Source organism: Streptomyces turgidiscabies Car8, assembly GCF_000331005.1.
GTDB classification, from domain to species: domain Bacteria; phylum Actinomycetota; class Actinomycetes; order Streptomycetales; family Streptomycetaceae; genus Streptomyces; species Streptomyces turgidiscabies.
The window spans coordinates 1-9,826 of the sequence record NZ_AEJB01000650.1; the positions used below are offsets into that span (position 1 = coordinate 1).

Sequence of the window (9,826 nt, forward strand, 5' to 3'; positions counted from 1 at the left end):
GCCACCAGGACCCGCATCCCGATCCCGGTCTCCCGGCCGGCCGTCTCCACCGCGTCCAGGATGATCTCCAGCGCCGGGATCAGACCGCCCAGACGGGGGCCTGCACTCTCTCGGCTGCCTCTTAGCAAAACTGCGTGAGGTACATCACTTTCCTCAACTTGAGTTCCTGATCCGGTAGTTATCCAAAGCGCCGCTCCAGTCTGCCCCTCTGACCGCGCCGAGCAGTCCTCAACGTCGCCATGCTTTGCGACATAGGGAGACACGTTGTCTCGCTATCCCGAGAGCTATCCACAGGTCCGTAGGAGTCCCGCCGCCAGGGATGGAGAGCGACGCCGAAAACCAGGTCGGCAAAGTCATCGCGACCTCGCTCCAGGCAGTCACAGGTTCCACGACGACCACGCAGATCGGAAGGGTCGACGACCCAGGCAGCACGCAGGTCGCGCTACAGAGCGTCAGCAACGGCAACGAGCAGCTTCGGCGGCGTGACGTGAACGATGCCCTGCTCGGAGAACCGTTCTCACTTGTCATGTGGGTGAGCCCGGCACCTGAGAACACTGCTGATGCTCACCTATACCTGTGTACGAAATCCGACCACAACTTCGTATGCCTGGACTCATTGGACATATGAGCAAAAATCCACGAGCTGGGGAGAAAACGGAACGTGGTCAACGAAACGGCGCTGCTGGAGTCGAAGGCACTCCGGGACACTGCACTGGAACGTACGGATGTGCTCGACAGGGTGAAGGCACTGTCACTGCTGCCGGACGGGATGCATGTGACGACGGCGATGGTGGCGACCTACTTTCAGGTGGGCCTCAAGGCCATTCGCTCTCTCGTACTCGACCACCGTGCGGAACTGGAAGAAAACGGATACCGAGTCTTGACAGGTTCAGAACTGAGCTCCTTTAAGGAGCTCAGTGGGATCCAGTCGCGCACTGCGTCTCTCGCACTCTTCTCCCGCCGCGCCGTCCTCAACGCCGCCATGCTGCTCCGCGACAGCGAAGTCGCACGTCAGGTACGCGTGTACCTACTGGACATGGAGTACCTGGCGCGCACGCAGCCTGTGGAAAACCCGGTCCGGACGGACACACCCTCCCTCGACGACCGCATCGACCAGCGCATCACCCACATCCTCGGCAAGACCGTCGTCCCCATGTTCAACGCCCTGATCGAGACGTCGGGCGAGCACCGCAAGGAGCTCGTCGCCCTGCGGACGGGCGTCCAGCGCATCGAAAGGCGGCTCCACCAGCACCACGCCCGGCTGCTACGGCTCGAAGGAACCCGGAACGACCGGCCGGCCATCGGAGTCATGGCAGCCATGGACGCCATGAACGGCCGCACGTTCGAGCACCACGTCGCCAAACTGCTGCGCCGCGACGGTTGCACCAACGTCGTCGTGCAGGGCGGTCACGGAGACCGCGGCGTCGACATCATCGCGCTCACCGCCGACGGACGACGCCTCGTCGTCCAGTGCAAGAGGTTCGCGCCCTACCTCAACATCACCAGCCCTGACATGCAGAAGTTCGTCGGCTCGGCCAAGGTGCTGTACCGCGCGGAAGTGGCGCTCTACGTGGCGACGTGCCCCTTCACCCCGGAGGCGCTGAGCATCGCCACAGAGGCCGGGATCACCGCCGTACACCGCGGGGCGCTGGAGGAGTGAAGTGCGGGCGAACCCCTGAACGTCCTGGAGTAGGAACGGGGCGACGCAAGAGGCCCGAAGCCGCAAAGGAAGGTTGCGGCTTCGGGCCTTCGTCATGCTAACGACAGCCCTCCTTCAAGGAGTCTGTCAGTTCACTGCAACTCCTCGGGAACCGTCCGCTTCGAGTCCACCTTCTGCACCCGCACCAGCTCCCCCCACACGATGTACCTGTACTCCGACGTGAAAACCGGCGTACAGGTGGTCAGGGTGATGAAGCGGCCCGGCTTCTTCTTGCCCGACTCCTTCGGGACCTGCGCCAGGACCTCGACGTTGTACTTCGAGGTCTCCGGAAGGGTGGCGTAGACCTTGTAGACGTACCAGTCGTCCTTCGTCTCGAAGACGATCGGGTCGCCCTTCTTCAGCTTGTCGATGTTGTGGAACTTGGCGCCGTGGCCGTCCCGGTGAGCCGCCAGCGTGAAGTTGCCCTGCTTCGCCTGGGGAAGCGCCGACTTGATCGGGTCGACGTAGTAGCCGGCGACGCCGTCGTTCAGGACCTTTGACGACGTGCCCTTCCTGACCAGAACCTCGCCGTTCCTCATCGCCGGCACGTGCAGGAAGCCGATGCCGTCCCTGGTGTTCAGCGCGCCCGGGCCTGTGTCGGCGTAACCGTCCGCCCAATGGTCGCGTACCTGGTCGCCCTGCTTGTTCGCCTCACGGTCCGCGACGACGTTCGTCCACCACAGGGAGTACGCGACGAACAGGCCGAGCACCAGGCCCGCCGTGATGAGCAGTTCGCCGAAAAGGCTCACCGCGGAGGCCAGTTTGCCGCCCTTGCGCCGTGGGCGGGCCTGCGACGGGGAAGCCGGGGCGCCGGCGGTCTGCTCGTCCTGGTCCGTCGTCGCTGCCACTCTTCATCTGCCCTTACTGCACGAGCGCATCCGGCTTGCCCTTGCTGCGCGGCCGTTCCTCGACCATCTTGCCCCACACGATCATCCGGTACTTGCTCGTGAACTCCGGCGTACACGTCGTGAGAGTGATGTAGCGGCCGGGCTTGGTGAAACCCGAGCCATTGGGAATCGGGTTCAGCACGCTCGTGTTGCTCGGCGACGTCACCGGCAGGATCGACTCCATCTTGTAGACGTAGTACTTGTCCTGCGTCTCCACGACGATCGCGTCGCCCTTCTTCAGCCGGTTGATGTACCGGAACGGCTCGCCGTGCGTGTTGCGGTGGCCCGCGAGCCCGAAGTTGCCGGTCGACGCGGACGGCATCGCCGTGGTGAGACCGCCCTCCGCGTAGTGGCCGACCATCCCCCGGTCCAGCACCTTGCTCTTGCTGGTGCCCTCCGCGATCGGCACCACCACGTCCAGCTTGGGGATGTCGAGGATGGCGAAGCCCTGCCCAGGCTCGAACGCCCCCGGCGCGCCCTTCCCGCTCGCCCAGTCCTCCTGGAGGCTCGTCGTCTCGTTCCCGGCCTGCGCGTGCGCCCGGACGTTCGTCCACCACAGCTGGTAGGTCACGAACAGCAGCATCAGTACACCGGTGGTGATGAACACCTCACCGATCGCCCGGCTCGCCATCACCGCCATGCCCGGCTTCTGCGCCCGCGCCGCCTGCCGCGCCGCGACCCGCGAGAGAGGCGCTCCTCCCGCCGACGCGTCACCGGTCGACGCAACCGACCCCTCCGAAGCCTCGGACACCTCCTGCGAGCCCTCAGGGCGCCCGTGGCGGGCCTTGGCGGCCTTCCGGCGGGCCGCGCGCCCGCCGGCCGCAGAAGGGCTCTCAGAGGCGCCTGTGGCCTCTGCGGCGGCCGAGGTCGCCGACCCCGCGCCCCCGTCGGCTATTCGGGGCGCCTCGGGCCGCAGATCGGCCGGCAGGTCCGTCAGCCGCAGCGCCACCGTCTCCTCGTCGACCGGCGGGAGCACGACAGCAGGGGGCGCGGGGGGCGTCACCGGAGGGGCGGCGGGAGGTGCGTACGGCACCTGCTCCTCGTAGACACCCACCTGCCAGTCCTGCGCGTACCCCCGCGAGTCGTACTCCGACTCGGGCCCCGGGTCCCGGTGCTCCGACGCCCCGCTCTCGGCCGAGGCGTCGTAGGGCCGCGCATGACCGCGCCGGCGCCGCCGACCGGTCCCACGACCCGGCGGCGGAGGATCGTTCCGCTGCCCCGGCAACGGGTCGCTCAGCGGGTCCGCCATCCCGTCCACCGCCGCCTCGAACGCGCCGGGCACCTCGTACGGCTGCTGCTGCCCGTACGAGGTTGCCTGGTCGCCGGTGTCTCCGTAGGCGGAGCCGGACTCGCGCTCGGGGCGCAGGGCGGTCACGCCGTGGCCCTGCCCACCACCGGGGCGAGCCCCGAAGACCTCGCCACAGCACCCCGGTCACCGCACTCCACCAGCCAGTTGGCCAGCATCAGGTGACCGTGCTCCGTCAGCACCGACTCGGGGTGGAACTGCACACCCTCGACCGGAAGCTCACGGTGCCTCAGGCCCATGATGATGCCGTCGTGCGTACGAGCGGTCACTTCGAGCTCGGCCGGAACCGTCTCCGGCTCCGCCGCCAGGGAGTGGTAGCGGGTCGCCGTGAACGGGCTCGGCAGACCGGCGAAGACGCCCCCGCCCTCGTGTTCCACGAGGGACGTCTTGCCGTGCAGCAGCTCGGGCGCACGGTCCACCACACCGCCGTACGCCACCTGCATCGACTGCATGCCCAGGCACACCCCGAACACCGGCACCCCGGTCGCCGCGCAGTGACGGACCATCTCGATGCAGACGCCGGCCTCCTCGGGCGTACCCGGGCCCGGCGACAGCAGAACCCCGTCGAAGCCGTCCTGCGCGTGCGCCGTCGACACCTCGTCGTTGCGCAACACCTCGCACTCGGCACCCAGCTGGTACAGGTACTGGACCAGGTTGAAGACGAAGCTGTCGTAGTTGTCGACGACGAGAATCCGGGCGCTCACTGGTCGTTCACCGTCACATCGTTGAAGGGGAGGAGCGGTTCGGCCCACGGGAAGACGTACTGGAAGAGCACGTAGACAACCGCCAGCGCCAGCACGAGGGAGAGCAACGCCCTCACCCACGCGTTCCCTGGCAGATGCCGCCAGATCCAGCCGTACATGCCGTCCCTTCCGTCGCCCACGGCACCCGACTCGCGGCACCGGACTCACGCCGTACCCCACCAGATTAACGGCGCAGCGCCGCGGGTTTCCCGGCCTCCACAGGCTGTGTGGAATCCAGGTGCGCCCAGACGATCAGCCGATGACTGTGTCCCCACTCCGGATCGCACGTGGTCAGCGTGAGATAACGCCCCGAACGCGTGTACCCGCTCTTACGTGGCACAGGATCGATCACCTCAATGTCCGTGGGCACGGTTTTGTAGGGGCCTTTGTCGATCCGATACGTGAACCAGGTCGTCCCGTCCGTCAGCACCACCGCGTCCCCGCGCCGCAGCCTCGGGAAGTCCTTGAACGGATCGCCGTACGTCCGCCGGTGGCCGGCGACCGAGAAATTGCCCTCCTGGCCGAGCCGCGCGGTGGTGGCGTAGTGGCCGAGGCCCTTCTTCAGGGTGCTCGTCTTCGTGCCTTCGAGCACGGGCTTGTTCCACGTGAAACCAAGCCGTGGGATGTACATGATCGCGAAGGGCTTGGCCGGGGTGTAGGGCGCGGGTGGCTTCAGACCGGTCGGGACCGTGGTGCTCGCGGGACTGGGCGCCCTCACCGGCGGCGTCTGTGTCACCGCGCCGTTCGACCACTGTTCCTGTAACTGGTGGATCTGGTCGTCCATGACGTCGTCGGCCTTCACGCCCGTCCAGAACAGCACGTACACCACGAAGAGCACGATCAGCGTGCCCACCGTGACGCACAGCTCACTGACCGTCCTGACGATGACACGCCCCGACACAGGCCCCCCAGCGGTGAGCTACCAGCTGTTCCGGCTACTCCACAGGCTTCGCGTAGTGCAGGTCCACTGTGCCCGAGTACCCGGGCAGAGTCACCGTCCCGTCCTCGTCGACCTGCCAGCCGAGCCCGTAGACGTTGACGTACACCATGTAGTTCTGGATCGCCTTGGACGCCGTGAGCGCGCCCCTCAGCTGCTCGGGGTCACCGACCGCCGTGATCTTGTACGGGGGTGAGTAGACGCGTCCCTGGAGGATCAGGGTGTTGCCCACGCAGCGGACCGCGCTGGTGGAGATGAGTCGCTGGTCCATGACCTTGATGCCCTTGGCCCCGCCCTGCCACAGGGCGTTGACCACGGCCTGCAGGTCCTGCTGGTGGATGACCAGGTAGTCGGGCTGGGGCTCGGGATAGCCGGGGAGCTTGGCCGTGGCGTTCGGCGGGGCGTCGTTGAGCGTGACCGTGAGCGCCTGCCCCTTGACCTTCTGGGTGCCCGCGGCCTTCTCCAGCGCCGCCAGTCTGGCGTCCTCGGCCTCGGTGCTGCCGTCGTCGCGCTCGGCGAGTGCCTCGACGTCGTCACGCAGGGCCGCGTTGGACTCGTCGAGCCGGCCGTTCTTGTGGCTGCGCTCCTGGATGAGGTCCGAGAGCCTCAGCAGGGAGGCGTCCGTGCGGATGTTCGTGCCCTTGGCCGTGTCGAAGCTCGTGAAGAAAATCAGCCCCGCGAGGGCGAAGACCCCCGCGGTGAGCACCCGGACCGGGCGGAAACGGCGGTTACGGGCAGGACTGGGATCCGTCCCGGGGAAGTCGGCAGAATTGCTCAACGTACCCTTATCTCCTTCGGCGCCGCGGAAGCACTACGCTAACGGACGCCCGGGGGAGCACCACGTGTCCCCTTGTACGCTGCCCCGGAGCCCGACCCAGTTACCTGCGCGGCCACGCAGCGCATCGACAGGAGAGACCCTCGTGCCGAAGTCACGTATCCGCAAGAAGGCCGACTACACGCCGCCGCCCGCCAAGCAGGCGACGGCCATCAAACTGAACAGTCGCGGCTGGGTCGCACCGGTCATGCTGGCGATGTTCCTCATCGGTCTGGCCTGGATCGTCCTTTTCTATGTGACCGACGGCACGCTGCCGATCGACTCACTGGACAACTGGAACATCGTGGTGGGCTTCGGCTTCATCGCCGCCGGATTCGGTGTCTCCACACAGTGGAAGTAGCGGTGCCCTCGGTGGTCAGCCCCTGTCGGCCAGCCGGTTGCCTTGGGGTGAACAAGGCTCTACCCAGGGCTTTCCACTGAGTTATCCACAGCCATGATTGATTTTCCACACCCCACCTGGGGAAAAGACGACGATCTGTGGATAACTAATCGAGTGTTGACGCCGGTACGACTGACACACCGGCTATCGCAAGCTTGTTCGCCCCCTGCCTGACCTGGGAAAACTCCGGTCGGTGACAGGGGGCACAGCTGTTCCCGCACACTATGCACAGGTAAGGCCACGCACTGTGGACAACAGGCACTCAGTGACAGGTCGGACGAGCTGGACGCCGGACGGGACCACGGACCGGCCGAGCTAGACGAGCTGGCTCGTACGGATCAGGGTCATGACGACCACCGCGACCAGGACCACCGCGCAGACGCCGTACTGGATCAGGGACCGGCGCTCGCGCGGGGCGTGGACCATGGCGTAGCCGATGACGACTCCGCCGACCAGGCCGCCGATGTGGGCCTGCCAGGCGATGTTGAGCGGTCCGAAGGTGAAGAGCAGGTTGATCACCAGCAGGGCGATGATCGGCCGCATGTCGTAGTTGAGGCGGCGCATCAGGACGGCGGTCGCGCCGAAGAGGCCGAAGATGGCACCGGAGGCACCGAGAGACGGCGTGGTCGGGGCTTCGAGGAGATACGTCAGCGCACTGCCCGCGAGGCCGGAGACCAGGTACAGCGCGAGGTAGCGGGCGCGGCCGAGGGCGGCTTCCAGAGGCCCGCCGAGCCACCACAGGCTGAGCATGTTGAAGACGATGTGCATGAGGCTGCCGTGCAGGAACATCGACGTCAGCAGCCGGTACCACTGCCCCTCCGCGACGCCCTCCACGGGGCCGAGGTACTCGTAGGAGGCACGGCCGACGAGTTCGAAACGTTGCGTGAAGTCGTCGCCGATCGACAGTTGGAGCAGGTAGAGGGCGACGTTGAGGCCGATGAGGATCTTGGTGAGGAGTCGGGGGTCGGCCGCGATGGTGCCGCCGGCGATGGTGCGCGGTGTGGTGGCGCTCGGCGCGTGGCCGGTTCCGGAGCTGTTGCGCACGCACTCCGGGCACTGGAAGCCGACGGAGGCGCTGACCATGCACTCGGGGCAGATCGGGCGTTCGCAGCGGGTGCAGCGGATGCCTGTCTCTCGGTCCGGGTGGCGGTAGCAGGTGGGCAGGCTCTGGGCGTCCTGCGGGCCCTGCGGGCTGCCTGGCGCCTGATCCATGAGCTCCCCCAAAATCCGTCAATCCATCGATCCGTCAGAGGGGCCGATGCGTCGTCGTATGCAATGCACCGCCCCGCACATCCTTACGGATGGGCGGGGCGTTTGGTTCCCTGGGTGTCCCTGCGGAGGATCCCGGGGAAAGTGCCGGTGGGAGAGGCTCCCGGGGCTCAGCTCTGGCGGGTCTCGACGACGACCGACTCGATGACGATGTCGTTGACCGGGCGGTCGGTGCGCGGGTTGGTCGCCGTGGTCGCGATGGCGTCCACGATCTTCTGGCTGGCCGCGTCGGTGACCTCACCGAAGATGGTGTGCTTGCGGGTCAGCCAGGCCGTCGGGGAGACGGTGATGAAGAACTGCGAGCCGTTGGTGCCCGGGCCGGCGTTGGCCATGGCCAGCAGGTACGGCTTGTCGAAACGGAGGTCCGGGTGGAACTCGTCCTCGAACTGGTAGCCGGGACCGCCGGTGCCGTTGCCGAGCGGGTCACCGCCCTGGATCATGAAGCCGCTGATCACCCGGTGGAAGACCGTGCCGTCGTAGAGCTTGTCCGTGGACTTCTCGCCCGTCTCCGGGTTGGTCCACTCGCGCTCGCCCGTGGCGAGTTCGACGAAGTTCCGGACCGTTTTGGGCGCGTGGTTCGGCAGAAGCCGGAACTCGATGTCGCCTTGGTTGGTCTTCAGGGTGGCGTAAAGCTGCTCAGCCACGGTCTGCCTTCCGTTGTCCTCTTGTGACGCCCCGATCCTCGCACGGCCGACGTCGTGCGTCGCCCGACACCTTCCGCCGGGAGAAAATCCGGCACTTTCGCTTGTGCTCCGCCGCTCGGGAGAAAACCGGTCGAGTAGGCACGGGACGGGGGCGCGGGGCAGGGATCCGTGGCATTGTCGACGACAAGCTCCCGTTGCCCTGTATTCATCCCTATTGCCTGTGATCTTCATCCACTGTCACTTGCGATCGGTTCGGTGCCATCAGTCCCGTGTGACCGGCCGTCCATGACCCGGATGCCCGCCCTCGCATGCCTCACGGCGTATTGCCGGGCATGATCCGTAAAAGGGTGGAGAGTCGAATACCGTACGCCACCGAGGAGGAGGATCCCGTGACCCGCATTGAAAGCGTGCGCGCCGCTACCGGCTCGGCGAAGGACAGCGTCCTGCACGCCGCGGACGTGGTGGCGCCCTACGCCGACACGGCCAAGGACAGGGCCACTCAGTACGCACACGAGGCACGCGTACGGCTTGCGCCCAAGGTGTCCCAGGCTGCGGAACAGGCCCGTGTCCAGTACGGCGCGCATCTCGCGCCGCGGCTGGAGCAGGCCCGTACGCATGTGCCGCCGAAGGTCGACCATGCCGCCCATGAAGCCGCTGTCCGTACCGCCAAGGCCGCCCGGCAGGCCGCCGACTACACCGCGCCGCGCGTGGAACGTGCGGTCGCGGCAGCCGGACCCGTACGAGAGGAGGCCGCCGCACGTGGTGCCGCGGCACTGGCCGCGCTGCGTGGCCAGGTCACTCCGCAGGAGATCAGGAAGCTGGCTCGCAAGCACCAGCGCCGGGCCCGGGCGGGCAAGCTCGCCAAGGGGCTGGTCGCGCTGGGCATCCTGGCGGGCGGCGCCTTCGCCGCGTGGAAGTGGTGGGACAAGCAGGCCAACCCCGACTGGTTGGTGGAGCCGCCCGCCGCGACCGAGGTTCCCGAGACGGGCCGTCTGACGTCGGTGGACGGGACTGGTCAGTCGGTCCTGGATCCCGAGGTCCAGGCGAAGGAGGCCGAGTCGGAAGCGGACGACGACGAGAACCGTCGCTGACGGTTCCCGTGTTGCGTCGTCGGTGAGGTCGCTGTG

12 protein-coding genes and 1 pseudogene are annotated in these 9,826 nt (G+C 67.0%); 4 read left to right on the plus strand and 9 right to left on the minus strand.

What is annotated here, in order from left to right; all coding sequences use genetic code 11:
- Positions 1 to 107, minus strand: a pseudogene (locus STRTUCAR8_RS55960) (adenosine deaminase); the annotation flags it as partial.
- 212 nt (positions 108 to 319) lie between these two features.
- On the opposite strand from STRTUCAR8_RS55960, the gene STRTUCAR8_RS45225 reads away from it, so the two are divergent.
- Both STRTUCAR8_RS45225 and STRTUCAR8_RS45230 read left to right on the plus strand, forming a co-directional pair.
- Complete coding sequence (locus tag STRTUCAR8_RS45225) at positions 320 to 628, plus strand: hypothetical protein (protein WP_006383245.1); 309 nt, start codon at positions 320 to 322, stop codon at positions 626 to 628.
- Positions 629 to 661: 33 nt separating this feature from the next.
- A complete protein-coding gene (locus STRTUCAR8_RS45230; RefSeq protein WP_006383244.1) occupies positions 662 to 1,660 on the plus strand; it encodes a restriction endonuclease in 999 nt (332 codons plus the stop codon).
- A 131-nt stretch (positions 1,661 to 1,791) separates the two neighbouring features.
- Here STRTUCAR8_RS45230 and STRTUCAR8_RS45235 read toward each other — a convergent pair whose 3' ends face one another.
- From STRTUCAR8_RS45235 to STRTUCAR8_RS45260, 6 genes are read right to left on the minus strand one after another with little or no spacing between them, the layout of a single operon-like run.
- Positions 1,792 to 2,547, minus strand: coding sequence for a class E sortase (locus tag STRTUCAR8_RS45235; protein WP_006383247.1), 756 nt, complete (start codon positions 2,545 to 2,547; stop codon positions 1,792 to 1,794).
- Positions 2,548 to 2,560: 13 nt separating this feature from the next.
- Positions 2,561 to 3,961: a class E sortase gene (locus STRTUCAR8_RS45240; protein WP_006383250.1), complete on the minus strand. Its 1,401-nt coding sequence runs from the start codon at positions 3,959 to 3,961 to the stop codon at positions 2,561 to 2,563.
- Positions 3,958 to 4,596: an aminodeoxychorismate/anthranilate synthase component II gene (locus STRTUCAR8_RS45245; RefSeq protein ID WP_006383248.1), complete on the minus strand. Its 639-nt coding sequence runs from the start codon at positions 4,594 to 4,596 to the stop codon at positions 3,958 to 3,960. Before STRTUCAR8_RS45245 ends, STRTUCAR8_RS45240 begins: the two co-directional genes overlap by 4 nt.
- Positions 4,593 to 4,775, minus strand: a complete 183-nt coding sequence (locus STRTUCAR8_RS51465; RefSeq protein ID WP_164315836.1) for a hypothetical protein — start codon at positions 4,773 to 4,775, stop codon at positions 4,593 to 4,595. Before STRTUCAR8_RS51465 ends, STRTUCAR8_RS45245 begins: the two co-directional genes overlap by 4 nt.
- Positions 4,776 to 4,819: 44 nt before the next feature.
- Positions 4,820 to 5,536 carry a class E sortase gene (locus STRTUCAR8_RS45255; protein WP_006383243.1) on the minus strand — a complete coding sequence of 239 codons (717 nt, stop codon included), beginning with the start codon at positions 5,534 to 5,536 and terminating at the stop codon, positions 4,820 to 4,822.
- 34 nt (positions 5,537 to 5,570) lie between these two features.
- A complete protein-coding gene (locus tag STRTUCAR8_RS45260) occupies positions 5,571 to 6,350 on the minus strand; it encodes a DUF881 domain-containing protein (RefSeq protein ID WP_006383252.1) in 780 nt (259 codons plus the stop codon).
- A gap of 142 nt (positions 6,351 to 6,492) precedes the next feature.
- On the opposite strand from STRTUCAR8_RS45260, the gene crgA reads away from it, so the two are divergent.
- Positions 6,493 to 6,747 carry a cell division protein CrgA gene (gene crgA, locus STRTUCAR8_RS45265; RefSeq protein WP_006383246.1) on the plus strand — a complete coding sequence of 85 codons (255 nt, stop codon included), beginning with the start codon at positions 6,493 to 6,495 and terminating at the stop codon, positions 6,745 to 6,747.
- A gap of 354 nt (positions 6,748 to 7,101) precedes the next feature.
- On the opposite strand, the gene STRTUCAR8_RS45270 is transcribed toward crgA, so the two are convergent.
- Together STRTUCAR8_RS45270 and STRTUCAR8_RS45275 are read right to left on the minus strand one after the other, a co-directional pair.
- Positions 7,102 to 7,998, minus strand: a complete 897-nt coding sequence (locus STRTUCAR8_RS45270; RefSeq protein ID WP_006383240.1) for a rhomboid family intramembrane serine protease — start codon at positions 7,996 to 7,998, stop codon at positions 7,102 to 7,104.
- A gap of 167 nt (positions 7,999 to 8,165) precedes the next feature.
- Entirely contained in the window at positions 8,166 to 8,699 is a 534-nt protein-coding gene (locus STRTUCAR8_RS45275; RefSeq protein ID WP_006383249.1) for a peptidylprolyl isomerase, read from the minus strand.
- A 389-nt stretch (positions 8,700 to 9,088) separates the two neighbouring features.
- Here STRTUCAR8_RS45275 and STRTUCAR8_RS45280 point away from each other — a divergent pair, with 389 nt between their 5' ends.
- The gene (locus tag STRTUCAR8_RS45280) at positions 9,089 to 9,790 is read left to right on the plus strand and encodes a DUF5324 family protein (protein ID WP_006383251.1); all 702 of its coding nucleotides are present in this window, start codon (positions 9,089 to 9,091) and stop codon (positions 9,788 to 9,790) included.
- Positions 9,791 to 9,826: the final 36 nt, after the last annotated feature.